Here is a 24674-nt window from a genome sequence, read left to right on the forward strand (position 1 = left end):
CGTCGCCACAGGAACGTGCAGGAGACAATATGAGCGGTATCTATCACCGGATCGACGGCGTGACGTACTGTCCGCCGGACCTGGCACAGCGGTATTTCGCGTCGAACGCCTGGGTGGACAGCACCCTCGGCGACGCCCTGCGGGCGACGGCTGCACGTGTGCCAGAGCGCGCAGCCTACCTCAGCGACGAGGCTACCCTGACCTTCGCCGCGCTCGACATGCGCAGCGAACGGCTGGGCGCTGCGCTGATCGAGCTGGGCCTGCGTCCGGGCGACCGGGCGATCTTCCAGATGGGCACCTGCGTCGACACGGTCATCGCCTTGATGGGGGCCTATAAGGCGGGTGTCGTCCCCGTATGCGCCGTACCGCAGTACCGGGAAATCGAAATCGGCCAGTTGGTTTCGCAATCCGAGGCACGCGGCTACTTCGTGCAAGCGGACTTCTCTGCGTTCGATCTCGTCGGGTTTGCCCATCGGATGATGGCGCGGCACCCGTCGCTCGAGCATTTGCTGGTGGCACGCGGGGAGCAGCGCACCCACGCTGACGCGGGCTACCACGCCATCGACCGTCTGATCCACGCCATGCCGCCCGAGCGCGCCCGCGCCGTGCTGGCCGACATCCGTATCGGCAGCGAGGACGTGTTGAGCTTCCAGCTCTCGGGGGGCACGACCGGCGTGCCGAAGATCATCCCGCGCTTTCATGCGGAGTACATCGGTCACTCGCTGACATGGATGCGCCACATCGGCATGACCGAACACAGCCGCATGATCTGGTCGCTGCCGTTGTTGCACAACGCCGGTCAGCTCTACGTGCTCGCATCGACCGTGGCGACCGGCATGACGACCGTGTTGATGCCGCGCGTCGACATCGCCCGCATGCTTACGCTGATCGAAACACACCGTGTCACGCATGGCCTGTCGATCGGGCCTGTCGCGCCGCAGATGATCGCGTACAAGGATGTTGGCAAACACGACCTGTCCTCCCTGCAACTCTTTGGCACGATGAGCCGTGCCGACTCGCTGGAAGCCCACCTCGGCGTGCCGTGCTTCAACCTCTATGGCACGACCGAAGGGCTGCTCATGGGCGCTGGCGCTCACCTGCCTGCGGCGTTGCGCCATCACACGCAAGGCCTGTCGGGGTGCGATGACGACGACATTCGCGTGCTGTTTCCGGGCACGGACACACCCGCTGGCGAAGGCGCCGCCGGAGAGCTGTGCTTCCGTGGACCGTCGAGCCTGCGCGGCTATTACAAGGCCCCCGAAGCAACGGCCCAGACCCTGACGCCGGACGGCTTCGTGCGCACCGGTGACATGGTGACGGAGAAGGTCATCGACGGGATTCGCTGCTTCGCCTTCGAGGGGCGTTTGCGCGACAACATCAATCGCGGCGGCGAGAAGATCGGATGCGAAGAAGTCGAAGCGTTCGTCAGCCATCACCCCGCGGTAGCCGACGCCAAGCTGGTCGCCATGCCCGACCCGGTCTACGGCGAACGCGGTTGCGTCTACCTGATCCTGCGCCCCGGGCATGCTGCCCCTTCCGTCACCGAACTCGCCGAGTTTCTCGTCGGCCACGGTCTGGCGAAGTTCAAATGCCCGGAGCGTATCGAGACAGTCGACGAATTCCCGGTGACGCGCGTTGGCAAGGTCGACAAGGCCGCATTGCGAGCCGCCATCGCCGGACGTCTTGCGGCAGAAAGCGCGCCTACCGGCACAGTCCGGCCTGCAAAGGAGAACGCATGATAAGCACCGAATATGTGGTGAGCGAGCGGCCTTTCGTGGTGCGCCGTCAGGTGAGATGGGGCGAATGCGACCCGGCCGGCGTCGTCTACACGGCGACCTTCTCCGACTACGTCATCTCCATTGCGGAGTTGTTCTACGGCTCGCTCTTCGGGGGCACGCCGCAGGCGGTGAAGAACCGGCACGGATTCGGCACGCCCACCCGTGCGCTGGCATTCGACTTCCGCCGCTCGCTCTGGCCGGACGATGCCTTCGACGTCACCGTGGAAGTCGCCGAGATCCGCACCAGAACCTTCGCTCTCGCAATGACGGCGCGCAAAGCCGACAACGATGTCGCCTTCATTGCACGACTCACTCCGATCTGCATCCAGCGCGGCACGCGCGAGTCGATCGACATGCCGCCGGTGCTTCGCGCAGCGCTCGAACAATACCGGGAGCGTTGCGAACACGCCGTAGCCCCCTCACTCGCCGGAGACATCACGTTATGACCCCCACTTCATTTCGCATCGGGCAGATCGTGCCCAGCTCCAACACCACGATGGAGACGGAGATTCCTGCCATGTTGCGCTCGCGCGAGCAGATCCTGCCCGAGCGCTTTACGTTTCATTCGAGCCGCATGCGTATGCATCGTGTGGTGAAGGAAGAACTGGAAGCGATGAACGCCGAAGGACTTCGCTGTGCCGCCGAACTCGCCGATGCGCGCGTGGATGTCATGAGTACCGCCTGCCTCGTGGCCATCATGGCGATGGGGCCGGGCTACCACCGTCAGGTCGAGGAAGACCTGCGCCGTGTCGCGCGCGAGAATCATTGCGAAGCCGCCATCATGACGTCGGCCGGCGCACTCGTAGCGGGACTGAAGACGCTGGGCGCACGCAAGATCGCGCTGATGGCCCCTTACATGAAGCCGCTGACGCAAGCCGTGGTCGAGTACATCGAGCACGAAGGCATCGAAGTGCTCGACGCCCTGTCGTTCGAAATTCCCGACAACCTTGAGGTTGGCCGCCGCGATCCCATGCAGTTGCTTGACGACGTCAAGCGCCTCAACACGGCGAATGCCGACGTCGTAGTGCTGTCTGCCTGCGTGCAAATGCCATCGCTGCCCGCAATCCAGACCGCACAGGACCGGCTCGGCCTGCCCGTAACGTCGACCGCCGTGAGCACCGTGCGCCAGATGCTCGACCACCTCGGCCTGGCGCCGGTCGCGCCCGGAGCAGGCGCCCTGCTGTCGGTGCCGGGTGCGCAGCCGCTGACTCGCATTGCCTGAGGTTATCGCCATCATCGCCAGCCCAAAATCAAGGAGCCCATCATGAGAATCGCCGTCATCGGTGGCGGGCCTGCCGGCCTGTACTTTTCGCTGTTGACGAAACAGCGTCATCCGCAAGACGAAATCGTCGTCCATGAGCGCAACGCTGCCAATGCCACTTATGGCTGGGGCGTTGTCTTCTCCGACATTGCGCTCGCCTTCCTGAAGGACGCGGACGAGGCGTTCTTCCGCAAATTCACAGCGCACCATACCCGCTGCGACTACATGGAGATCGTGCATCAAGGCGTGCCCGTCCGACTGAGCAACAATCATTTCTCGCGCACGTCCCGGATCGACATGTTGCGTGTGTTGCAGCAGGCGTGCGCCGACGCCGGTGTCGACGTTCGTTATCAGAGCCACGTCACCGATCCCGCTCAATTGCCGGACGCCGACGTGATCGTTGCCGCGGACGGCGTAAATAGCGAAGTCCGCACGCACATGGCCGATCATTTCATGCCGAGCTTCGATGAGCGGCGGAACAAATTCGCGTGGTATGGCACGTCGCAACGCTTTCACCCGGTGTCGTTGATCTTCCGCCAGACACCGCACGGCGTGTTCATGGCGCACGCGTACCAATACAGCCCAGATCGCTCAACGTTCCTCGTGGAAGTCGATCCAGAGACGTGGCAGCGCTGCGGCCTCGGTACCGCCACCGAGGAGCAGAGCCGCGCGTTTTGCGAACAGATTTTCGCAGACGACCTGCAAGGCCATTCGCTGCTGACCAACCGGTCGAACTGGTTTCAGGCGCGGGTGGTGAGCAATGCGCGCTGGTCGCACGGCAACGTGGTGTTGCTTGGCGACGCCCTGCGCAGTGTGCACTTCTCGCTCGGCTCGGGCACACGCATGGCCATGCAGGACGCCATCGCCCTGTTCGAAGCGCTGTCGGCTCACCGGCACGACATCCCCACCGCGTTCGCATCGTTCGAGCAGCGCCGCCGAAGTGCATCGGATCGCTTCCAGGACGCCGCGAGACGCAGCCTCGACTGGTACGAGTCTGTCGACCAGCGCATGCATCTTGATCCCGTGAGCTTCGCGTACGACTACATGCTGCGCACGGGACGCGTCAGTCACGAAGACCTTCGTGAGCGAGATCCGGCGTTCATCGCGCAAGTCGAGGCCAATGCCGCCTCAGTGCGCGAGCATGCCGCGTAGCCGTCGGCATCATCCGGATCTTCCACATAAAAGGGCGACATCGCATCGCCACATCGGGACAGGAGACACTTTCATGGACAAGCACGACACCCGGCACACGTCAGTCGACGTGCGGGACTTCATCAACGCGACCCCGGTGTCGCGCTTCCAGATCATGATCAGCGCCATGTGCTTCCTGATCGTGGCGCTGGATGGGTTCGACATCGCGATCATCGGCTTCATCGCCCCGCACATCCGCGCCGAGTGGCAGTTGTCGATGGTCTCGCTCGGCCCCTTGTTCAGTGCCGGATTGCTCGGGCTGATGGTGGGCGCGTTCTGTAGCGGGCCGATGGCGGACCGTATCGGTCGACGCCGTGTCCTGATGCTGTCCGTCGCATGGTTCGGTGCGGCAAGCGTCGGTGCAGCGTTCGCACCGAACGTCGGATGGCTGATCGCCCTTCGCTTTCTGACGGGACTCGGCTTGGGCGGCGCCATGCCCAACGCGATCACGCTGACCTCGGAGTTCAGCCCCGAGCGGCGCCGGGGCACGTTGCTCACGCTGATGTTCTGCGGCTTCTCGCTCGGCTCGGCGCTGGGCGGCGTGGTGACGGCCTACCTCGTGGCGGGTATCGGTTGGCGCGGCTTGCTCGCTGTTGGCGGACTGCTGCCGCTGGCGCTCGTGCCGGTACTCTGGTTCACCTTGCCGGAGTCGGTCCGGTTTCTGGCGATCCGAGGTGGTACGCAAACGCAAATCGCAGCGATTCTGGCGCGCGTCGCGCCGGGACGTGTCGTCGCGGGTCAGCAATACACCGCCGCCGACGATCGCCTGCCATCCTCGCCCGTCGTGCAACTGTTTCATCGCGACTACCGGCGCGGCACGCTGCTGCTATGGCTCGCGTTCTTCATGAGCCTGCTGTTGCTGTACCTGCTCATCAACTGGCTGCCGATTCTGGCCGAGCGCAGCGGCCTGACGCTCAAGCAGGCATCGATGTTCGCGGGATTGTTGCAAGGCGGCGGCGTGCTGGGTGCGATTGTGCTGGGCGTGCTGATCGACCGGTTCCACCCGTACAAAGTGGTTGCGGCAGCCTATGTACTGGGCGCACTCGCGCTGGCGTCGCTGGCGATCGCCAATGGCGCGGTGTGGCTGGCGTTGGGTATCTTCGTGACAGGATTCTGCGTGAGCGGGTCGCAAGTCTGCGCGAACGTGATCGCTTCCGCGTATTACCCGACATCCAATCGCGCGACCGGTGTGGCATGGGCGCTAGGCATCGGTCGCATCGGGGCAGTGGCGGGTTCGTTCGGCGGCGCCATGCTGCTTGCAGCGGGTTGGAGCAACGCCGGATTGTTCACAATTCTCGCGATACCGGCATTGCTGGCCGCATTGGGAATTCTGCTCGCAGGGGCAAGGCAGGGACGGACAGCGCGCAATGAGGTCGTCGCAGCGCAATCGCCCGCCTCGCTTTCTAAGATCTGACTAAGATCCGACGGTGGCGAACTGGCCTGACGGTCGCGACGAATTCCCGTGGCGACTGTCAGGCCAGTTTGCGGATGCGGGCTCCTTGACCGATTCGAGGCGCTTGCGCACGCCGGGCGGCGACTCAATCGTAGGCCCGCGCGTCCTCGACCAGTTTCCCATCGGCCGGCAGTGTCCCTGCGGCGACAAAATCGACCTCGCCGCGCAACCGGGTCACATCCCTGAATGTCTCCTGCACACGGGCCGCCAATCCTTCCGGCGGGGCCGCATTCGTTTCGCAAATCAGCCGCATCCGATCGTCACCGACCCGTCCCTCCACACGCAGGCGCAGCCGCACCAACTCGGGATATCGCTTTCCAATCTCGCCAATCTGCCCCGGATGCACGAACATTCCGCGTACCTTGACGGTCTGATCGGCGCGTCCTAGCCAGCCTTTGAGCCGCATGTTGGTGCGCCCGCACGGGCTGATTCCCGCTTCTACCGCCGATAGATCCCCCGTTGCGAAGCGAATCAGCGGATAGTCCGGATTGAAGTTCGTTACCACGACTTCGCCGATCTCGCCGTCCGGCACCGGCTTCGTGCCGCCGGGCTCTACCAGTTCCACCAGCACGTTCTCGTCGACGATCAGACCCGCCTGTGCGTCGCTCTCGAACGCGATCAACCCGAGATCGGCCGTACCGTATAACTGCCGCGCCGTAATGCCGCGCGTCTTGAACCAATCGCGTAACGACGGCGGCAGCGCCTCACCGGAGAGGGTCGCCCGCCGGATGCAGCCGATATCCGCGCCGGCCGCCTCGCTCTTCTCGATCAGAATCTTCAGAAACGAAGGCGTGCCGGCGTACGCGACGGGTTGCAAGTGACGAATCGCGTCGAGTTGCATCTCGGTCTGCCCAACCCCGGCCGGGAACACGCAACATCCCAGTCGCGCGGCGCCCGTCTCAATCATCATCCCCGCGGGCGTGAAGTGATACGAATAGGTGTTGTAGACCAGATCGCCCGCGCGCAGGCCCGCCGCAAACATGGCCCGTGCAAAGCGCCACCAGTCGCTGCCGCGTCCATCCGGCTCGTAGATCGGACCGGGTGACTGGTACACATGCGCCAGACCGCCCAGGGGCGTCGCGTTCATCCCGCCCAGTGGCGGATGGCGCACCTGATACGCCGTCAGATCCGACTTGCGCGTCACGGGCAGACCGGCCAACGCGTCGCGCGAGCCGATGGCCTGCGCGTCGACCTCCCCCAGTGCCTGCGCGAAATACGGCGCGCGTGTCTGTGCATGCGACACGTGCGACGGCAACGCAGCCAGCAGGGCCTTCTCGCGAACCTCCGGCGCACGAGTTTCCAGCGTGTCGAAGTAATCGTTCATATAGACGGAAATACATTGAGAATTAACGGTCAGCCACGCCTCCACGCGCGCGAATGCTCATGCGATCCATCGCTTGCGGCGTCGATAGCTCTTCACGTTTCGGAAGCTCCCCGCACTGCTGGCGCCGTCCTTGGCGATCCCCAGGTAAAACTCCTTGACGTCTTCGTTATCACGAAGCGACGCCGCGTCGCCATCCATCACGACCCGGCCGTTCTCGAGAATGTAGCCATAGTCCGCGTAACGCAGCGCCGCCATCGTGTTCTGTTCGGCCAGCAGAAAGCTGACCTTCTCGCGCTGGTTCAGATCGCGCACAATGGCGAAGATCTCTTCCACGATCTGTGGCGCGAGCCCCATCGACGGCTCGTCGAGCAAGATCATCGACGGCTGCGCCATCATGGCGCGGCCGATCGCGCACATTTGCTGCTCGCCACCGGACGTATAACCCGCTTGCGATTTTCGACGCGTCTTCAGACGCGGGAAGTACGCGTAGATTCGTTCGAGCGCATGCTGCTGTGCACTGCGCGATGCATGCCGCACATAGCCGCCCGTCAGCAGATTCTCTTCGATGGTCAGGTGCCCGAAGCAGTGACGCCCCTCCATCACCTGAATCACCCCACGCTTGACCAGTCCGTTCGGCGTGAGCTTCTCCACCCGTTCGCCGCGATAGTCGATCGTGCCCTTCGTCACCTCGCCTCGCTCGGCGTGAAGCAGATTCGAAATCGCCTTGAGGGTCGTACTCTTGCCCGCGCCGTTGGCCCCGAGCAATGCCACGATCTTGCCTTCCGGCACGATCAGCGACACGCCCTTGAGCACGAGAATGACGTGGTCGTATATGACTTCGATATTGTTGACGCGCAAACTCGCTTCCATGCATGACTCCGGAATCGATGCTGCCGGGTTCACCCACCGGCCGTAGTTCGTCTGCCGTCGCCCGCGTCGCGCCTTGCCACGCGGGCGACGACGTCGATCACATCTTGTAGCAGGCGGGCGTGATTCCCTTCTCTTTGGCGTACTGTTTGGCCGATGCCTCAAAGAGCGGGTGAATCAAACGCCGGTTGCCCTCGATCCAGTCGGACACGAGCACCCACTTGGCACCGTCCCATTGCTGAATACGCACCTTGCCCGACCCCTCGTGATCCTCGCAACTCGTCTTGATGTCGGGCAGCAAACCGGTGGCGCCGAGCGCCTTGAGCCGGGCGGCGTCGATATTCAGGTTCTCAAGCGCCCAGCGCACCTGCACCGGGGTCATGACCTTGCCCTTGCCGAACTTGTTCTGCGCCGTGTTGAGCGCTTCGACCGTGGCCACCGCCGCCGAAACGCCGCGGTTATAAAGCACCGAACCGACCTTCGACGGGTCTTGCATATTGCCCTTGCCCGCGCCGTAGACCACTTTCTCGATATCGGCAATCAACGGTACCTGCTTGCCCGCCACGTTCCACGTTGCGCTCATGTACCCCTTGGCTGCCGCGCCCGCCGGAATGGTGTCTTCCTCTGAACCGGCCCACCAGCTACCCACGATCTTCTCGCGCGGATAGCCCACCTTTTGCGCCGCCTTGAGCGCCGTCTGGTTCATCACGCCCCAACCCCAGAACACCACGTAGTCGGGATTCTCCTGACGGATGCGCAGCCACTGCGCGCCCTGTTCGTTACCCGGATGCGCTACCGGAATCTCGATCAGGTTGAATTTATTGATCTTCGACTCTGCCTGCATGGCGACGATCGGTTCCTTGCCGTAGGCCGAGTCGTGATAGAGGAAGACGATTTTCTTGCCATTGAGCGAGCCGCCGTTCTTGTCCGCGAGGAACTTGATGATGGCCGACGCCTGCATCTGATACGTGGTGACCAGCGGGAACGCCCACGGGAATACCGTGCCGTCCACCGCGTCGGTACGGCCGTAGCCCATCATCACCAGCGGCACCTGATCGGTCGCCGTCTTGTCGATCAGCGCGTACGAAATGCCGGTAGCCATGACGTGATACGCCGTGCCCTTGGTCACCGGGTTCTTGCCCTTGAGGCGCTCGTAGCACTCCACTCCCTTGGCGTTGTTGTACTCGGTCTCGCACTCTTCCCATGTGAGCTTGACGCCATTGACGCCGCCGTTCTTCAGATTCACGTATTGCAGATAGTCGATGAAACCGCCATAGAACGACTGTCCGTTCGCGCCATACGGCCCGACGCGATAGTCAGCGAGCGCGATGAACTGATCATTCGATTGTGCGAACGACACGCCCACGCTCCCCATGCCGAGCACGAGCGCCGTACCCAACGAGACCGCCAAGTGTTTCGTGTTCATGCTGTGTCTCCATCTGTGGTTTTATTCATGGCAAAACGTGTCTGGCAGCGCGCAACTCCCGGTGCGCGAACCAGGCGAAACTCAATGCGGGAAGGGCCAGATGCGCAGCTTCTCCTTGGCAATCTGCCAGAGCCGCGCCAGCCCGTGCGGTTCGACAATCAGGAAAAAGATGATGAGACCGCCAAACACCATCAACTGAATATGCGAGACGGTCGCGTTGGTGAACGGCAAATGCAGGAACGAGGCGATCGCAGGCAGTGTGCTGTCGAGCAGAATCGGCAGCAGCAGAATGAAGGCAGCCCCCAGAAAGCTGCCGAGAATGCTGCCCACGCCGCCAATAATGATCATGAACAGAATGCGGAACGACAGATCAAGCGAGAAGCCGTCGGGCTCGACTGAACCGAGATAGCAGTAGGCATAGAGCGCACCTGCCACGCCGCAATAGAAGGAACTCACGGCGAAGGCCAGCAACTTCACCCGCATGAGCGGAATGCCGATCACTTCGGCCGCCACGTCCATGTCGCGCACCGCCATCCAGGCACGGCCAATGTGGGAGCGCACCAGATTCTTCGCCACCAGCGCCATGACCGTCACCACCCCCAGCACGAACAGGTATTTGCGCACCGGCGTATCGATGTCCACCCCAAGAATGGAGATCTTCTGCGCGGTGATCACGCCCGACGAACTATTGTTTGAGAGCCACGGAAACTTCGTGAGTACCCATAGCACGAAGAACTGCGCCGCGAGCGTGGCGACCGCCAGATAGAAGCCCTTGATGCGAAGCGACGGCAAGCCGAACGCGATACCGACGAGTGCCGCACAGACACCTCCGAGGGCGAACGAGGCGAGAATCGGCATGCCCTCGATACGCAACTGAAAGTTGTACGAGGCATAGGCGCCGACCGCCATGAACGCTGCCGTGCCCAGCGACAGCTGCCCGGCGTAGCCCGTCAGGAGATTCAGACCGAGCGCGGCGAGCGAGAACACCAGAAACGGCACCAGAATCGCCGTCAGCCAGTACTCGGTGGCAACCCACGGCAACACGCCGAAGGCTATGGCGAGCACCGTACACACAGCGATTCGATCCTGCCGGATCGGGAAAATCTGACTGTCGGCTTCGTAAGATGTCTTGAACTGCCCAGCTTCGCGATAGAACATGTATGGCCTCTGCGATGAATGCTTGCGCGTACGTCCTGCGTCCTGCGTCCTGAGCCGACCGCCGGTTCAGACCCGATCGATATGCCGCTCGCCGAACAGCCCCTCTGGGCGAACCAGCAGGAACAGCAGTGCGAAGACATACGGGAACCAGCCCTCGATACCGCCGAAATTCCCGCCGAACTGACTTTGCAGCAGTTGCGGCACGTAGATCTCCGCAAGCTTCTCCGCCGCACCGATGATCAATCCGCCGACAATCGCGCCGGGGATCGATGTGAAGCCACCGAGAATCAAGACGGGCAGCGCCTTGAGCGCGGTCATCGTCAGGGCAAACTGCACACCGTTGCGCGAGCCCCAGAGCATGCCCGCCACCAGCGCGACAAACCCCGACACGCTCCACACCACCACCCAGATCCGTTGCAACGGAATGCCCAGCGAGAGCGCCGCCTGATGATCGTCGGCCACCGCACGCAGTGCCCGGCCAATGCTCGTCGCCTTGAAGAACAGTGCGAGCAGCGCGACCAGCACGGCCGCAATGCCCGCCGCGGCGAGATCGAAGCTGCTGACCAGCACACCGGTGGAGTCCATGATCGACGCAATGGGCTCGTCGACGATACCCAGCGACAGCGCCCGCACCTCGTTGCCCCACAGCAGCGGCGCCAGCCCTTCGAGGAAGAACGACAGACCGATAGTGGCCATGAACAACGTAATGGGCGACTGATTCACCAGTTTTCGCAACACGAACCGTTCCGTAGCGACACCGACCAACACCATGACACCGAACGCGCCGATGGCGGCCAGCCACAGCGGCAAACCTCGCTCCATCAATCCGACGACCGAGAGCGCCGCGAAATACACCATCGCGCCCTGCGCGAAGTTGAATACGCCCGAGGCCTTGAAGATCAGCACAAAGCCCAGCGCGACAAGCGAGTACATCACCCCCGAGAGCAACCCGCCGATCAGGATTTCCAGAAAGAACTGCATCGATGTCTCCAAGTTGCCTGCACGCCCTCGCGCCCTGCCGATCGCTGCCTGACCCGCCGCGCGTCGCTTATCGTCTACCTGTCATGCCGCAGCAGGCATGCCCTGCGCGGCGCCCAGATAGGCGCGTATGACCTCCGGATCGCTTCTGACCTCGGCGGGCGTTCCGTCGCCGATCTTCTTGCCATAGTCGAGCACCACGACCCGGTCGGAAATATCCATCACCACGCCCATGTCGTGCTCGATCAGCACGATGGTCGTGCCGAACTCTTCGTTCACTTCGAGTATGAAGCGGCACATGTCGCGCTTTTCTTCCAGATTCATGCCGGCCATCGGCTCATCGAGCAACAGCAGTTCCGGCTCGGCGGCCAGCGCACGTGCCAGCTCGACACGCTTTTGCAGGCCATACGGCAGTCGCCCGACCGGCGTCTTTCGGATGTGCTGGATTTCGAGAAAGTCGATGATCTCCTCGACCTTGGCGCGATTGGCCATTTCTTCCCGCCGCGCCTGCCCCCACCAGATCGCGCTGGCGAGCAGGCCCGAGCGCATCCGGGTGTTGCGGCCCGTCATGATGTTGTCGAGCACCGTCATGCCCTTGAACAGGGCGATGTTCTGGAACGTGCGGGCCACCCCTTGACGTGCGGCCGACGTCGGATGCATACGTTGTCTCACCTGCCCACGGAAAACGATCGTGCCCTGCTGCGGGTGGTAGACCCCATTGATCACGTTGAGCATGGAACTCTTGCCCGCGCCGTTCGGGCCGATGATGGCGCGGACCTCGTGCTCCAGAACGTTGAACGAGATGTCCGTCAACGCCTTCACGCCACCAAACGACAGGCTGATGTGCTGCAAATCGAGCAAGATGTCGCCGGTTTTGCGGTTATCGTTCATGCCTTTCCTTCTCCTGCGAAATGCCTGGCTGAGTGCCGGTGAGGGGGAACGTTGCGAACGTCAGGCGGCGCAGCGCAATTTCTCAGGCGCAGGGTCGTCGACAGGCGCCCGCGCACCCACCACGCGAGCGGAATGGATCGTGAGCGTGGCGCTCACGCTGCCCTCGCGTCCGTCTTCGAACTTCACGCGGGTCTCGATGAATTGCGTCGACTTGCCCGAATAAAATGCGTCGACCAGCACGCCGTACTTTTGTGCGATGAATGCGCGACGCACCTTGCGCGTGCGCGTAAGCTCGTCGTCGTCCGGGTCCAGTTCCTTGTGCAGAATCACGAAGCGCCGAATCTGTGCCGCCGAGAAGGCCGGCTCCTTGGCGAGATCCGCGTTCACGGCGTCCACGCACCCCAGAATCAGTTCGGCAACACGAGGATTGCCGGCAAGATCGACATACCCCGCATACGCGAGGCTCTGCCGCTCCGCCCAATTGCCCACGGCGTCCATGTCGATGTTGATGAACGCGCACACGCCGTCGCGTCCGTCTCCAAATGCGACCGCTTCCTTGATGTACGCGAAGAACTTGAGTTTGTTCTCGATGTATTTCGGCGCGAACAACGAACCGCAGGCGAGCTTGCCCACGTCTTTCGCGCGATCGATGATGCGCAGATGACCGTCTGCGTCGATGATGCCCGCATCGCCCGTGCGGAAATACCCGGCCTCGTCGAGCGCTTCGCGCGTGGCGTCGGGCCGTTTGTAGTACTCCTTGAGCAATCCCACGCCGCGCACCAGCACTTCTCCGGTATCGGCAATCTTGATTTCCATGCCCGGTGCTACCGGCCCCACGCTGTCGAATCGCACTTCACGATCCGGTTGCAGACAGACATAGGCACACGTCTCCGTCTGCCCGTAGAACTGTTTCAGGTTGATACCGATTGCGCGATAAAAGCGGAAGAGATCCGGCCCGATGGCCTCCCCGGCGGTATATGCCGTGCGAATCCGACTCATGCCAAGCGTGTTGCGCAGCGGCCCGTAGACGCAGAGATTGCCCAGCGCATATTGCAGTCTGTCGAGGAGCGGCACCGGGCGCCGGTCGAGCACCGCCGCACCGCAACGGTTCGCTACGGTCATGAAATGCGCGAACATCTTCCGTTTGAAGCGATTCGCATCTTCCATACGGATCATCACCTGTGTCAGCACATTTTCATAAACGCGTGGCGGTGCGAAGTAGTAGGTCGGGCCGATCTCGCGCATGTCTGTCGCGATGGTGTCGGGCGACTCCGGGCAATTGACGGTGAACCCCGTCACCAGCGCCTGTGCGTAAGAGAACAGATGATCGCCGACCCAGGCCATCGGCAGGTAGGAGAGCACCTCGTCGCCAGGGGAGAGCCTGTCGAACGTGCTGCCATGAAACGCCGCACCGATCAGGCCTGCGTGCGAGTGGCACACCCCCTTGGGTTTGCCGGTCGTGCCCGACGTGTAGAGAATCGTTGCCGTGTCGTCGGGATCGACGCTCGCGACCGCCTCGTCGAAGTAGCGCGGATGTCTGGCGTTGAAGTCGCGCCCCTGCGCCACGGCATCAGCGTAAGACAGCAAACCTGCGGCGTTGTAATTGCGCAGCCCTCGCGGGTCCTCGTAGATGATGGTCGACAGGCGCGGCACGCGCTCGCGCAACTCGAGCAGCTTATCGACCTGCTCCTGATCTTCAACGATGGCAAAGTCGATTTCGGCGTCGTCGAGCACATGGATCATTTCCGCCGCGACGGCGTCCTGATACAACGGCACAGCCACGCCGCCCAGTGCTTGTGCGGCCGTCATGGCCCAGTACAGGCGCACACGGTTGTTGCCGACGATAGCGAGGTTATCCCCGCGCCTGAACCCGGCTGCCGCCAACGCGCAGGCCAGCATCCGGACTTCGTGCGCGGCCTCCTGCCAGCTCCAGCTTTGCCAGATCCCCAGATCTTTTTCCCGATACGCCGTGCGGGCGCCGCGCGTTGCAGCATGGGCCAGCAATAAACGCGGGAAAGTGGTCCGCTCCTGCATGCCTGTCTCCTGTGTCTCGCCACGATTCGACGTCAGTCGAGGGGGAGTGGCGTGGCTCGGTCGGCGCGCGTGCGTGTGGCACGCTCTCTCATTCTTTAGTGCGAGTCGCGTCTTGGAACGACGCTTTAATTCGGTCAACGGCTTAGTTTGCGAAAGTCTGCAATACGGAGCGACGACGGCTATGCCCGGCAGTCTGCAGCTTCTATACTTGTGCTTCGGCGTCGTGTACGAACCGCCATGAATGCTTGTCTCGGCGCTGCCAGGCAAGGCGAAGATACCTCATGGCTCACGGCGGATTTGTCACCCGGATGACAATCAAGGGAAAATCCCTATATGTCGCTCGAAACCCTGTTGCAGCGCAGCGCCTGGGCGCAAGGACTGACGCCAGACCAGCGCGCACGCGTCGTCGCGGAGATTCAGGTGCGGCCCGTCGAGAACGGCGGCTACGTGTGCCGCAAAGGCGATCCCACGCACGCGTGGTTCGGTGTCATCGAAGGGTTGGTGAAGATTGCGACGGCATCGGCCAGTGGGAAGTCCGTAACGTTCACGGGCGTGCCGGCGGGTGCGTGGTTCGGTGAGGGGTCGGTGCTCAAGCGCGAAATCCGCAAGTACGACGTGATGGCGCTTCGCGACTCCGTCCTCGCGCACATGCCGATCGCCACGTTCGACTGGTTGCTCGATACCAGCATTGCCTTCAACCGGTTTCTGACGCTCCAGCTCAACGAGCGTCTCGGCCAGTTCATTGCCGCGGTCGAACACGAGCGCTTGCTTGACACCGACGCCCGTGTCGCACGCTCGCTCTCCTCGATGTTCAATCCCAATCTGTACCCGTCCGATGACAACACCGTGCAGATTTCGCAGGAGGAATTGAGCTATCTCGCCGGGGTGTCGCGTCAGCGTGTCAATCTCGCACTCAAGGTGCTGGAGCAAGCCGGGTTGGTCAAGGTCGACTATGGCGTGCTGACGATTCTCGATCTGGAAGGGTTGCGCGAATTCGGCATGTAGGCGCGCCGCGCCATTACCTTGCCGCCACCCGGCACTCAGCGCAGAATTGAGATTTTGCAGACTGCCCCGTCCCCAGAGTCCCTCCCTATGTCCACAACCGTATCCCCGGCTGACGAAATGCGACCTACGCTGGTTGGCCGCAGCGTCGAACTCCATCCCCTTGAAGCCCATCATGCACCGGCGCTCCTCGCAGCGGCGGCAGACGGAGAACTTTGGAATTTGAAAGTGACCGTCGTGCCCGGCCCCGAGACAGTCGGCGGTTATGTCGACAAGGCATTGAAGGGACGCGAAGACGGCACCGTCATCCCGTTCGTCCTCGTGTCGAAGGCGACGGGAAAGGTTGTCGGCAGCACGCGATTCTGGAAAATCGACCGCGCGAATCGGAAGCTGGAAATCGGACACACCTGGTTAAGCGCCTCGGCCCAACGCTCGAGCATCAACACGGAAGCCAAATACCTGCTGCTCACGTTCGCCTTCGAGACACTGCAATGTGTTCGCGTGCAATTCACAACCGACGAGTTGAACGAGAAGTCACGCGCGGCCATCTTGCGCATCGGCGCCAAACAGGAGGGCATCGTTCGCCACGAACGCATCATGCCCGACGGCCGCAAGCGCAACTCGGTGCGCTTCAGCATCATCGATGACGAGTGGCCCGAGGTGAAGGCCGCGCTGGAGGGAAGACTCGGGCACGGGCCGACCGGCTAATCGCCTGATCGGCCATCACAGCCTCATCACCTCGTAGCCTCATCATCTCGTAGTCTCGTCGCTTCGTCGACTCGCTGCGCCGCAGCCCCTTCACTCACCGGCGCCGCGACACTACCTGAGCACCGCCCCGTCGAACGTGCCGTTCGCAGGGGCGATCACGATCTGGTTCTTCCCCGAGCGCTTGGCCGAGTAAAGTGCGCCGTCGGCCAGCGCCAGCCATGAGGTCGGCGATATCAGGTCTCCGTCGAAACCGGCAACGCCGACACTCAGCGTAACGCTGCCCGACGCATCGAGACCTCGCGTAGCCTCGGCAAATACCGCACACACCTTCTCCAGCTTCTTGCGAGCCTTCTCGGCGGTTTGCCCGTCGAACAGGACACAGAACTCGTCGCCACCGTACCTGCCGATTACGTCTCGACTGCCCAGCGCGTTCGACAGCACATCGGAGAGAATCCGGATCAACGAGTCGCCCTGAAGATGACCATGAATGTCGTTGATCTCCTTGAAGCCGTCGATATCGATCAGCGCAATGCTCGCCGTGCCCGACCGGCCGGCGCGTTTGTCGGCATAGCAATTCGTGAGCGCCCGCATCCACGAGCGGCGATTGAGCAGCGACGTCAGATCGTCCTGATCGCTGATCCGGCGCAATGCACGCTCGCTTTTCGAGAGTCGCTTTGCCAGACGGAAGCTGGTCAGCCCGACGAGCGTCGGATAGATCATCAGCAATGGCAGACTCGCCAGCAACTCGGAGAATTCGATCTCGGTCTTGAAAACGAAGCCAATCACCGCACCGGTAAGGACACCGCCGGCGATCATGGCCAGAATGCCGTCGCGCAGCAGCCGGTAGCCGCCGGCCGATGCATTGTGCATGAGCAACACCGAGATCAGCACTGTCGACGGTACGCCACTGAAGTGCATCGCCACCACCCAACCGCCACCGAACGCGGAATCGCACAACAGATTGCGCCGCTCGGCCGCCACCGGGTCGACGGCCGCCATGGCAACGGCATGCGCAAAGGCCGGCCAGAGGAACGCGTTGAGTGCCCACACGCCATAGGCGAAATGCGATGCACCGATATGCTGAAACACGGTGAAAACGGCAATGGCGCTCAGCGCACAGCCCAGACTGCGCAGACCCAGCACGCGACGCGAGAAGTCTCGTCCGCGTTGAGATTTGGCGCGCGTGGCCTGGTCCGTCGATTGATCCGTCATTTCGCCAACATCCGGGGCGTCATCGGTTTAAGAAAGTGGTTTCGCCTGGCGGCTTGCGCATTATGCCTGCTCGACTTTCCTTCCGACGATACGTAGCGTCAACCAACGACCTCATGAAATTCATCAATGCATCAAGCTGAGCATTCAGACGTTTGCGACGCCCCTCATGAAGAAAGGCCCGCGAACCATCGCGGGCCTGAAATACAAACAGCGTACGGTTTTGCCGATTACTTCGCCGCAGCGATCACCGCAATCTCAACTAGCAGATCGGGGGCCGCGAGACGCGATTCCACGGTAGCGCGCGTCGGCGTATTGCCCGGGCTCGTCCATGCGTCCCACACGGCGTTCATGCCGGCAAAATCGGATTCGATGTCCTTGAGCCAGACTTGCGCCGACAGCAGACGCGACTTGTCGATGCCGGCGTCTTTCAGGTACCCGTCGATCTTCGCGAGCACCTGTTGCGTCTGCCCGGTGATGTCCTGCGTGCGATCGTCGGCCGTCTGGCCGCCGATGTAGACCGTTCCGTTATGCACTACGACACGGCTCATCCGTGCATTCGTGTGATGGCGTTGAATATCGCTCATTAACCACGTCTCCAAAAGGAATAAAAAGAGTAGATGAGAGGCGCGAGCCGCCTCACCTACTTGGGGAAGCCTGCGCGCTCGCTCAGGAATTCGGGGGCCTCGACAGCGGTGGCCAACTCGCCCAGCGTGACCGGCTTGATCGGGGGACGAATCCGGTAGTAGCCGACTTCCGGCACGGCGCAACCCTGCGCCTGTGCCAGCAATTCCGCGACCGTCAACCCGCAGAAGCGGCCCTGACACGGGCCCATGCCGCAACGGGAAAAACTCTTTGTCTGGTTGGGGCCCACGCAGCCAAGCCCCGCCATGCGACGCACGTCGCCCGCCGTCACCTCTTCGCAGCGGCACACGATAGTGCTGTCGTCGGCCGGCGCCCGAAACGCCTCGGCCGGCCGGTACAGCGCGTCGAGGAACGGCCGAATCGCCGTATGCGCCGCCAGTTCGCGGCGCAGGGAAAGTGCGCGCGAGTCGCGTTTCGCGTCGTCGAGCCTGCCGAGCTTTACGGCGGCTTGCACGGCGGCCAGGCGTCCTGAGGGTTCTGCGGCCAGCGCGCCGGCGATCCCCGCACCATCACCGGCGACGAAGATACCCGGCAAATTCGTCTCGCCCCAGATGTCTGTCTTCGGCCGCCAGCACAATTGCGCCTCGTCCCACACGTGTTCGCAACCGATCGAACGGGTGACCTGCGTGTTCGGAATTACGCCCTGATGCAGCAGCACCAACGCCGTGTCGATGCGCGCCGTGCGGCCATCCACGACATACTCGATGCCCTCGGCTTGCCGGGTCCCGAGCACGCGCAACGATTCCACATGCTTGACATGTTGCACGCCTGCCGCACGAATGGCGCGCAGCAGCTTGAAACCCTTCATCAGATAAGACGGCGCCCGCAAGGCCCCGCCGGCGTGGCGCAAGGCCTCGCGCCGTCCGCCCGGCTCGGCCGTGTCGAGAATCGCGCGCACCGGCACGCCGGCATTGATGAGCTGCCACGCAAACAGATAGAGCAACGGGCCGCAACCGGCCAGCACCGCAGGCGAGTCCGGCACCAGCGCCGACGCCTTGAGCAGCGTTTGCGCCGCGCCCACGCCCATCACCCCGGGCAGCGTCCAGCCGGGAATCGGAAACGGCCGCTCCTGTGCACCGCTCGCGAGCACGATGGCGCCCGCTTCGATTTGCAGCGTGCCGCCGCCGGCGCCCTGTCGGGTGACGGACACACGTTTGTCCGCCCCAATCTGCCAGGCGAGTGTCTGTGGCCAATAGTCGATGCCCGCCGCGGTGAACGCATCGACGAGCGTACGTCCGCGCAAATAGTCCGGCCCGAGGATTGCCGGGTCAGCCAACGGCGAGCGGCTCACACTGCGGTAAATCTGTCCGCCGGGCAGACCGTTTTCATCCACCACCAGCGGCGCAAGCCCGTGACGCTTCGCCTCCAGCGCCGCCGCCAACCCGGCCGGTCCGGCACCGATCACCAGCAAATCCACTGTCTTCGTACTCATGCCACGCTCCTCGCGCCATCCATCCGGCGCACCTGCATGCCCTCGCGCACGGGCGTCATGCACCCCTGCCGGTTCGGCACGCCGTCGATCTCTACAAGACAGTCGAAGCACACGCCCATCATGCAGAACGGCGCGCGCTCGCTGCCAGTCACGGGTGTAGTACGGCACGCCGTCACGCCCGCGAAGAGCAAGGCGGCCGCCACATTCATGTCAGTCGGCACATCCACCGGTGTGCCGTCGATAAACATCCGCACCGTCGCGCCATCCTTGCGCGCCAGCGACTTAAGCAGCGAAACGTTTGGCATAGAAATGGTCCAGAAGCGCGGGACGCGGCGCGCCGAGAATCCACGGCGCGATGGTTTCACAATGAGCGGCGGCGAGCGTCACGCCGCTGTGGCAGGTAGCGAGGAACGCCCCCGGACAAGCCTCGGAGGCTTCGTAGATCGGCAGACCGTCCGCCGTCATCACGCGCAAGGCGCCCCACGCTCGCACCACACGCACGTTCTTGAGCAACGGGAACGGCGCAATGCCGCGACGGGCGATGTCGGCAAGCACGTCGGGGGTCACACCGTCGTTAAAGCCCACGTCTTCGGCCGAGTCGCCGAGCATGACCGATCCCTCGACGGTCTGACGCACATAGATCGTCGGATACGAGAGAAACGGTTTGACGCGCTCCGTCACGAGAATCTGGCCACGAAGCGGCTTGACGGGGGCGTTCAGTCCCACCATCGGGGCGAGATCGCGATTGCCAAGGCCGGCGGCAAGCACAACGCGGCCGGCTTCAAACGATGTATCGCCCATGGTGATGCGAAAGGCGCTGCCGACCTGACGAATGTCGGTGACACGCCCGTTCGGCGCATACTCGCCCCCCTCCTGCTCGAAAGCGGCAAACAGCGCGCGCAGGGTATACAGCGGGCTCACATGGCCGTCGTTCGGCGAATAGATGCCGCCGGCCACCTCGGGGCCGATGGCCGGCAGACGCTCCGCGAGCGCGTCGTGATCGAGCACCTCATACACGAGTGCAGGTTCGGCTTCCTGCAGCTTGCGCATGCTCTCGACCTTGACCGCCAATTCCTCCGGGGTTTGCGCAATGTTGAAGCCGCCGGGCCGCTGAAAGCCGACGGATACGCCCGTGCGCGCGAACAGCTCGTCGGCAAAGCCTTGCCAGGTGTTGGCCGAGTGTAGCGACCAGCGGGCGTAATCCGTGCACGCGCCTCCCTTGCCCTGCACCCAGACCAGGCCGAAATTGCCACGTGCGGCGCGCAACGAATTGTCTTCGCCATCGCAAACGACGACGCGTTGTCCGCGCTTGGCGAGCCCGTAGGCGATCGCCATGCCGACGAGGCCGCCGCCTATGACGGCGATATCGTATGTCTTTTGCATGTTTTAGTGAGTTCCAACCAGAACCTTGTTCAGCCCGTAAATGCGGTCGAGCACCAGCATCACTGCCAGCGTCAGTCCGATCAGCAGCGTCGAAATCGCCGCCACGCTCGGATCGACCGTCTCGCTCATGTTCATGTAGATGCGCACCGGCAGCGTGATCGTCGTGGGCGAGGTGACGAAAATCGTGGCCGTGAGCTCGTCGAAACTGTTGATGAACGCCAGTACCCAACCGCCCGCCACCCCCGGCAGAATCGCCGGCAACGTGATCCGGCGGAACGTCGTCCATCGCCCTGCGCCGAGCGAACGCGCCGCCCGCTCCGATTCGTCGGCCTGCCCCACGAGCGCCGACATGATGAGACGCAACGCGTACGGAAAGATCAGCAGCGCATGACAAGCCACGAGGCTCACAAACGAGCCGCCCATGTCGAGCAGCGTGAACAACCGCAGGAACGCAATGCCCAACACCACCGGCGGAATCATCAGCGGCGAGAGCAGAAACGAGTTGATCGCGTCGCGCCCGGGAAAGCGGTAGCGGGCCAGCCCCATCGCGGTCGGCACGGCCAACGCGGTCGACACGGTGGCCGACGTCACGCCCAGCCAAAGACTCGTACGCAGCGCCGACTGAAAGTCCTCATCGCTCATCAGCGACGAAAACCAGCGTAGCGAAAAGTGCTGCGTCGGAATCGATAGAAAGTTGTCCGGCGTGAACGCGACCAGACACACCACCACCAGCGGCGCAAGGATGAAGACGAGAAACAGTAGATGAAACGCGAGCGCCGCCACGCCATTGCGATCGTACTGAGGATCTTGCCGGTTCATAAGCTGTGCTCCTCAGCCGAGACGGCGCGTGAAGCGCTTTTCAAGCGCGCGGTTGTATCCGCTGATGATGGCCACGTTGACGATCAACAGCACAATGGCGATGGCAGCCCCCAGCGGCCAGTTCAACGTGCCGAGAAACTCGTCGTACGCAGTGGTCGCCACAACCTTCAGGCGTCGGCCGCCAATCAGCGCCGGCGTGGCGAAGGCACTCGCCGTCAACGCGAATACGATCAGACTGCCGGAGAGAATGCCTGGCGTAATCTGCGGCAGCACCACGCGCCACATCACCGTTGCGCGTCCCGCGCCGAGCGAGCGCGCAGCATGTGCCACCGCCGGATCGAGCCGGGTCAGCGAGGTCCATACCGACAGCACCATGAGGGGCACAAGCACGTGCACCAACGCTACCGTGACCGCGCCCATCGTGAAGAGCATCTGCAACGGATGATCGATGAGTCCCAGCTTCGAGAGCACCGTATTCACCAGCCCCTCACGGCCCAACAGGATCGACCAGCCCAGCGTGCGCACAACGACCGAGATCAGCAACGGCCCGAGCACCAGCACCAGACAGAGCGAGCGCCACGGGTCACGCATGCGGAACAGGAAATACGCCTCCGGCACGCCCACGAGCACGCACAGCAACGTCACACCGACGGAAAGCACCAGTGTGCGCAGGAAGATCTCGTAGAAGTAGCTGTCGGTAAGAATGTCGGCGTAGTGCTGGAGCGAAACCGTTGGCAATATCCCGCCCACATTCGGATCGAAGCCATGCAGGCTCAGCACGAACGTGAGCACCAGCGGCACCGCCAGCAGCACGAGGAAGTAAAGCGTCGCCGGCATGACCAACGTCCAGGCGGTGCGCCGCTGGCGGGCAATCTCGGGCGAGACCCCCGTAGTCGCCTTCATGTCCGGCACGGCAGCATCTCCCGAAGGGGGGGACATCGCATTCATGCCCCCTCCTGTACGAGACGCAGCGCGTCGTCGGCCCAATCGAGCCCGACCGCTTCACCGTCGTTCGCTGCGGGCGCGCCGTCGTTCGACACCAATACCCGCAGTTCGCCCAGTGCCGTAGACACGGTGAGTACCCAGTGATTGCCGTGAAAACTGCGCTGACCCACGCGGCCGGCGAGCCGCCCTGCCGTGGCCGACGTGAGGCGAATACGCTCGGGCCGCAGGCTGAATGTCGCCGGGCCATTGGCGCTCCCCGCCGACGCCGGGCCAGCATGTGCGGGCGACACGGCGAGCCGGTGCCCTTGCGCATCGAGCACGGCCACGCCGCTACGCACGTCGAGCTGACCGGTGATGAGATTGGTCTGCCCGATGAAGTGCGCCGCAAAGGTGGCGCGCGGGTCTTCATAAACGTCGTGCGGCGTATCGATGCGCACCACACGTCCAGCGTTGAGCAACACCACCCGATCGCTGATGGCGAGCGCCTCGGCCTGATCGTGCGTGACCATGATGGTGGTCGTGCCGACCTTGCGCTGAATGGCGCGCAACTCGTCCTGCATCTGCTCGCGCAACTTCGCGTCGAGGTTCGACAGCGGCTCGTCGAGCAGCAGTACGGGCGGCGCGATCACCAACGCCCGGGCGAGCGCCACGCGCTGACGCTGGCCGCCCGAAAGTTCGCGCGGATAGCGCTGCGCATGTTGGCCAAGGTGCACCAGTTCCAGTGCGTCTTGCACACGGCGTTGCTTCTGCGCTGCGTCCACGCGGCGCATGTCCAGGCCGAACGCAACGTTCTGCGCCACGGTCATGTGCGGAAACAACGCATAGCTCTGGAACACGATACCGAGGCCGCGCTTTTCCGGCGGCACTGGCGTGAGGTCGCGGCCCTCGAGCAGAATGCGACCGGTACTCGGCGCGACAAACCCCGCGATCATCTGCAACGTCGTGGTCTTGCCGCAGCCGGACGGGCCCAGCAGCGAAATGAATTCGCCCTGCGCAATCGAGAGATCGACGCCCTCGACCGCGACCGTGTCACCGAAGCGCTTGCCGAGTTGCTCGAGACGCAAATATGGAGTGCTCATTACGCTTGTGATCTCCTGCGCCTTAACGCTCGATCTGACGGTTCCAGCGCTGCGTCCACTCAGCGCGCTTGGCGTTGACCACGTCCCAGTCGACACGCACGAGCTTGTCGATCTGCGCAGGCGACGGCACACGTGCCGCAACGGACATCGACAGTTGGGTCTTCTTGTTGGACGGCGCAACGCCCTGGCTTTCGGCGAGAATGGCTTGCGTCTGCGGCGAGAGAATCGTCTGAATGAACTTCTGGGCGAGCGCATCGTTAGCCGACTTGTCCACTACGCACATGCCCATCCCCAGCGCTACCGCGCCTTCCTTCGGATACACGAACTCGACCGGAATACCCTGCTGGCGCAGTGCCTGCACACGGCCATTGCCCCATACCGCGATACCGACTTCATCCGCCTGGAACAACTCGGCGATCTTGCCCGGCGACGGATCGAACGACAGCACGTTCGGCGCGATCTTCTCCATTTCGCGGAAGCCCGGATCGATGTTGGTGTCGCTGCCGCCATTGAGCTTCGACTCGACGAGCAGGGCGTGCAGGCCGTAGGTGTTCTTGATGCTCGGCATCACGAGCTTGCCCTTGTACTTCGGGTCCGACAGATCTTTCCACGACGTGGGTGCGGGCCAGCCCTTCGATTGGAACAGACGCGTGTTGTAGGCGATGCCCGTGGCGATCAGGCCGGCGGCCACAGCGTTGCCGCTCTTGAACTTCGCAATGTCGTACAGATCCTGATAGACCGGCGCATCGGCGAGCTTGCCGCAGAATCCCATCTGAATGGCCTGATACATCGGGCCGTCGTCCAGGAAGACCACGTCCATGCCGGCCTTGCCCTTTTGCGCCTGCAACTTGGCAAGCGTCGTCGTCGAATCGCCCGGCACGATCACGACCTTGGTGCCGGGATTCGCCCGCTCGAAACTGGGAATGACGTCTTTCTTGAGCATCTGTTCAAACGAACCGCCATAGGCGCCCACATACAGCGTGGTGTCGGCATGAGCGGCCGTGGCACCGAACAACCATCCGGCAACACCGGCCGAAACAGCGGCGGCACGGCCAAGCTTGCGAAGCGTTTGGGGAACGACAGTCTTCATC

The 24674-nt window shown here is 63.0% G+C and carries 23 protein-coding genes; 7 read left to right on the forward strand and 16 right to left on the reverse strand.

What is annotated here, in order from left to right; all coding sequences use genetic code 11:
• The first annotated feature begins 29 nt into the window (after positions 1 to 29).
• The 5 genes from AT395_RS16110 to AT395_RS16130 all read left to right on the forward strand — a co-directional run bounded on the left by AT395_RS16110 (position 30) and on the right by AT395_RS16130 (position 5644).
• On the forward strand, positions 30 to 1739 hold the full coding sequence (locus tag AT395_RS16110) for an AMP-binding protein (protein ID WP_048629758.1): 1710 nt from the start codon (positions 30 to 32) through the stop codon (positions 1737 to 1739).
• Positions 1736 to 2224 (forward strand): acyl-CoA thioesterase, encoded by a 489-nt coding sequence (locus AT395_RS16115; RefSeq protein WP_042116605.1) that lies wholly within the window; start codon positions 1736 to 1738, stop codon positions 2222 to 2224. The genes AT395_RS16110 and AT395_RS16115 overlap by 4 nt, the downstream gene beginning before the upstream one ends.
• Positions 2221 to 3000: a maleate cis-trans isomerase family protein gene (locus AT395_RS16120; protein ID WP_042116607.1), complete on the forward strand. Its 780-nt coding sequence runs from the start codon at positions 2221 to 2223 to the stop codon at positions 2998 to 3000. Before AT395_RS16115 ends, AT395_RS16120 begins: the two co-directional genes overlap by 4 nt.
• Before the next feature lie 42 nt (positions 3001 to 3042).
• Complete coding sequence (locus AT395_RS16125) at positions 3043 to 4191, forward strand: FAD-dependent monooxygenase (protein WP_048629759.1); 1149 nt, start codon at positions 3043 to 3045, stop codon at positions 4189 to 4191.
• Between the two features lie 73 nt (positions 4192 to 4264).
• Positions 4265 to 5644: an MFS transporter gene (locus AT395_RS16130; RefSeq protein WP_048629760.1), complete on the forward strand. Its 1380-nt coding sequence runs from the start codon at positions 4265 to 4267 to the stop codon at positions 5642 to 5644.
• Between the two features lie 124 nt (positions 5645 to 5768).
• Here AT395_RS16130 and AT395_RS16135 read toward each other — a convergent pair whose 3' ends face one another.
• From AT395_RS16135 to AT395_RS16165, 7 genes are all read right to left on the reverse strand, one after another.
• Positions 5769 to 7007, reverse strand: coding sequence for a phenylacetate--CoA ligase family protein (locus AT395_RS16135; RefSeq protein WP_042116613.1), 1239 nt, complete (start codon positions 7005 to 7007; stop codon positions 5769 to 5771).
• A gap of 57 nt (positions 7008 to 7064) precedes the next feature.
• Positions 7065 to 7877, reverse strand: coding sequence for an ABC transporter ATP-binding protein (locus AT395_RS16140; protein ID WP_042116614.1), 813 nt, complete (start codon positions 7875 to 7877; stop codon positions 7065 to 7067).
• Between the two features lie 97 nt (positions 7878 to 7974).
• The gene (locus tag AT395_RS16145; protein WP_224787561.1) at positions 7975 to 9249 is read right to left on the reverse strand and encodes an ABC transporter substrate-binding protein; all 1275 of its coding nucleotides are present in this window, start codon (positions 9247 to 9249) and stop codon (positions 7975 to 7977) included.
• Between the two features lie 132 nt (positions 9250 to 9381).
• Positions 9382 to 10458: a branched-chain amino acid ABC transporter permease gene (locus AT395_RS16150; RefSeq protein WP_048629761.1), complete on the reverse strand. Its 1077-nt coding sequence runs from the start codon at positions 10456 to 10458 to the stop codon at positions 9382 to 9384.
• A 66-nt stretch (positions 10459 to 10524) separates the two neighbouring features.
• Positions 10525 to 11439: a branched-chain amino acid ABC transporter permease gene (locus AT395_RS16155; protein ID WP_042116617.1), complete on the reverse strand. Its 915-nt coding sequence runs from the start codon at positions 11437 to 11439 to the stop codon at positions 10525 to 10527.
• Positions 11440 to 11520: 81 nt separating this feature from the next.
• Positions 11521 to 12327 carry an ABC transporter ATP-binding protein gene (locus AT395_RS16160; RefSeq protein ID WP_042116619.1) on the reverse strand — a complete coding sequence of 269 codons (807 nt, stop codon included), beginning with the start codon at positions 12325 to 12327 and terminating at the stop codon, positions 11521 to 11523.
• Positions 12328 to 12387: 60 nt separating this feature from the next.
• Entirely contained in the window at positions 12388 to 14361 is a 1974-nt protein-coding gene (locus tag AT395_RS16165) for an AMP-dependent synthetase/ligase (protein ID WP_042116621.1), read from the reverse strand.
• 333 nt (positions 14362 to 14694) lie between these two features.
• Here AT395_RS16165 and panV point away from each other — a divergent pair, with 333 nt between their 5' ends.
• Together panV and AT395_RS16175 are read left to right on the forward strand one after the other, a co-directional pair.
• Positions 14695 to 15366, forward strand: coding sequence for a pandorabactin biosynthesis transcriptional regulator PanV (panV, locus tag AT395_RS16170; protein ID WP_042116622.1), 672 nt, complete (start codon positions 14695 to 14697; stop codon positions 15364 to 15366).
• 87 nt (positions 15367 to 15453) lie between these two features.
• A complete protein-coding gene (locus AT395_RS16175; protein ID WP_042116623.1) occupies positions 15454 to 16071 on the forward strand; it encodes a GNAT family N-acetyltransferase in 618 nt (205 codons plus the stop codon).
• Between the two features lie 111 nt (positions 16072 to 16182).
• On the opposite strand, the gene AT395_RS16180 is transcribed toward AT395_RS16175, so the two are convergent.
• From AT395_RS16180 to AT395_RS16220, 9 genes are all read right to left on the reverse strand, one after another.
• The gene (locus AT395_RS16180; RefSeq protein WP_048629762.1) at positions 16183 to 17283 is read right to left on the reverse strand and encodes a diguanylate cyclase; all 1101 of its coding nucleotides are present in this window, start codon (positions 17281 to 17283) and stop codon (positions 16183 to 16185) included.
• A gap of 227 nt (positions 17284 to 17510) precedes the next feature.
• On the reverse strand, positions 17511 to 17867 hold the full coding sequence (locus AT395_RS16185) for a RidA family protein (RefSeq protein ID WP_042116624.1): 357 nt from the start codon (positions 17865 to 17867) through the stop codon (positions 17511 to 17513).
• A 56-nt stretch (positions 17868 to 17923) separates the two neighbouring features.
• Positions 17924 to 19357, reverse strand: coding sequence for an FAD/NAD(P)-dependent oxidoreductase (locus tag AT395_RS16190; RefSeq protein ID WP_048629763.1), 1434 nt, complete (start codon positions 19355 to 19357; stop codon positions 17924 to 17926).
• The gene (locus AT395_RS16195; RefSeq protein ID WP_042116628.1) at positions 19354 to 19662 is read right to left on the reverse strand and encodes a (2Fe-2S)-binding protein; all 309 of its coding nucleotides are present in this window, start codon (positions 19660 to 19662) and stop codon (positions 19354 to 19356) included. Before AT395_RS16195 ends, AT395_RS16190 begins: the two co-directional genes overlap by 4 nt.
• The gene (locus AT395_RS16200; RefSeq protein WP_048629764.1) at positions 19640 to 20740 is read right to left on the reverse strand and encodes an NAD(P)/FAD-dependent oxidoreductase; all 1101 of its coding nucleotides are present in this window, start codon (positions 20738 to 20740) and stop codon (positions 19640 to 19642) included. The genes AT395_RS16195 and AT395_RS16200 overlap by 23 nt, the downstream gene beginning before the upstream one ends.
• Positions 20741 to 20743: 3 nt before the next feature.
• Positions 20744 to 21559: an ABC transporter permease gene (locus tag AT395_RS16205; protein ID WP_048629765.1), complete on the reverse strand. Its 816-nt coding sequence runs from the start codon at positions 21557 to 21559 to the stop codon at positions 20744 to 20746.
• Positions 21560 to 21571: 12 nt separating this feature from the next.
• Entirely contained in the window at positions 21572 to 22507 is a 936-nt protein-coding gene (locus AT395_RS16210; protein ID WP_376738415.1) for an ABC transporter permease, read from the reverse strand.
• A complete protein-coding gene (locus AT395_RS16215) occupies positions 22504 to 23583 on the reverse strand; it encodes an ABC transporter ATP-binding protein (RefSeq protein ID WP_048629766.1) in 1080 nt (359 codons plus the stop codon). Before AT395_RS16215 ends, AT395_RS16210 begins: the two co-directional genes overlap by 4 nt.
• A 22-nt stretch (positions 23584 to 23605) precedes the next feature.
• Positions 23606 to 24673, reverse strand: a complete 1068-nt coding sequence (locus AT395_RS16220) for an ABC transporter substrate-binding protein (RefSeq protein WP_082117953.1) — start codon at positions 24671 to 24673, stop codon at positions 23606 to 23608.
• Between the last annotated feature and the right edge of the window lies 1 nt (position 24674).

Source organism: Pandoraea apista, assembly GCF_001465595.2.
In the GTDB taxonomy this organism is placed as follows: domain Bacteria; phylum Pseudomonadota; class Gammaproteobacteria; order Burkholderiales; family Burkholderiaceae; genus Pandoraea; species Pandoraea apista.

Excerpts from the sequence above, each read along its gene's own strand:
- AT395_RS16110 (WP_048629758.1), top strand. The coding sequence starts at position 30 with ATGAGCGGTATCTATCACCGGATCGACGGCGTGACGTACTGTCCGCCG.
- AT395_RS16115 (WP_042116605.1), top strand. The coding sequence starts at position 1,736 with ATGATAAGCACCGAATATGTGGTGAGCGAGCGGCCTTTCGTGGTGCGC.
- AT395_RS16120 (WP_042116607.1), top strand. The coding sequence starts at position 2,221 with ATGACCCCCACTTCATTTCGCATCGGGCAGATCGTGCCCAGCTCCAAC.
- AT395_RS16125 (WP_048629759.1), top strand. The coding sequence starts at position 3,043 with ATGAGAATCGCCGTCATCGGTGGCGGGCCTGCCGGCCTGTACTTTTCG.
- AT395_RS16130 (WP_048629760.1), top strand. The coding sequence starts at position 4,265 with ATGGACAAGCACGACACCCGGCACACGTCAGTCGACGTGCGGGACTTC.
- AT395_RS16135 (WP_042116613.1), bottom strand. The coding sequence starts at position 7,007 with ATGAACGATTACTTCGACACGCTGGAAACTCGTGCGCCGGAGGTTCGC.
- AT395_RS16140 (WP_042116614.1), bottom strand. The coding sequence starts at position 7,877 with ATGGAAGCGAGTTTGCGCGTCAACAATATCGAAGTCATATACGACCAC.
- AT395_RS16145 (WP_224787561.1), bottom strand. The coding sequence starts at position 9,249 with ATGGGGAGCGTGGGCGTGTCGTTCGCACAATCGAATGATCAGTTCATC.
- AT395_RS16150 (WP_048629761.1), bottom strand. The coding sequence starts at position 10,458 with ATGTTCTATCGCGAAGCTGGGCAGTTCAAGACATCTTACGAAGCCGAC.
- AT395_RS16155 (WP_042116617.1), bottom strand. The coding sequence starts at position 11,439 with ATGCAGTTCTTTCTGGAAATCCTGATCGGCGGGTTGCTCTCGGGGGTG.
- AT395_RS16160 (WP_042116619.1), bottom strand. The coding sequence starts at position 12,327 with ATGAACGATAACCGCAAAACCGGCGACATCTTGCTCGATTTGCAGCAC.
- AT395_RS16165 (WP_042116621.1), bottom strand. The coding sequence starts at position 14,361 with ATGCAGGAGCGGACCACTTTCCCGCGTTTATTGCTGGCCCATGCTGCA.
- panV (WP_042116622.1), top strand. The coding sequence starts at position 14,695 with ATGTCGCTCGAAACCCTGTTGCAGCGCAGCGCCTGGGCGCAAGGACTG.
- AT395_RS16175 (WP_042116623.1), top strand. The coding sequence starts at position 15,454 with ATGTCCACAACCGTATCCCCGGCTGACGAAATGCGACCTACGCTGGTT.
- AT395_RS16180 (WP_048629762.1), bottom strand. The coding sequence starts at position 17,283 with ATGACGGATCAATCGACGGACCAGGCCACGCGCGCCAAATCTCAACGC.
- AT395_RS16185 (WP_042116624.1), bottom strand. The coding sequence starts at position 17,867 with ATGAGCGATATTCAACGCCATCACACGAATGCACGGATGAGCCGTGTC.
- AT395_RS16190 (WP_048629763.1), bottom strand. The coding sequence starts at position 19,357 with ATGAGTACGAAGACAGTGGATTTGCTGGTGATCGGTGCCGGACCGGCC.
- AT395_RS16195 (WP_042116628.1), bottom strand. The coding sequence starts at position 19,662 with ATGCCAAACGTTTCGCTGCTTAAGTCGCTGGCGCGCAAGGATGGCGCG.
- AT395_RS16200 (WP_048629764.1), bottom strand. The coding sequence starts at position 20,740 with ATGCAAAAGACATACGATATCGCCGTCATAGGCGGCGGCCTCGTCGGC.
- AT395_RS16205 (WP_048629765.1), bottom strand. The coding sequence starts at position 21,559 with ATGAACCGGCAAGATCCTCAGTACGATCGCAATGGCGTGGCGGCGCTC.
- AT395_RS16210 (WP_376738415.1), bottom strand. The coding sequence starts at position 22,507 with ATGAATGCGATGTCCCCCCCTTCGGGAGATGCTGCCGTGCCGGACATG.
- AT395_RS16215 (WP_048629766.1), bottom strand. The coding sequence starts at position 23,583 with ATGAGCACTCCATATTTGCGTCTCGAGCAACTCGGCAAGCGCTTCGGT.
- AT395_RS16220 (WP_082117953.1), bottom strand. The coding sequence starts at position 24,673 with ATGAAGACTGTCGTTCCCCAAACGCTTCGCAAGCTTGGCCGTGCCGCC.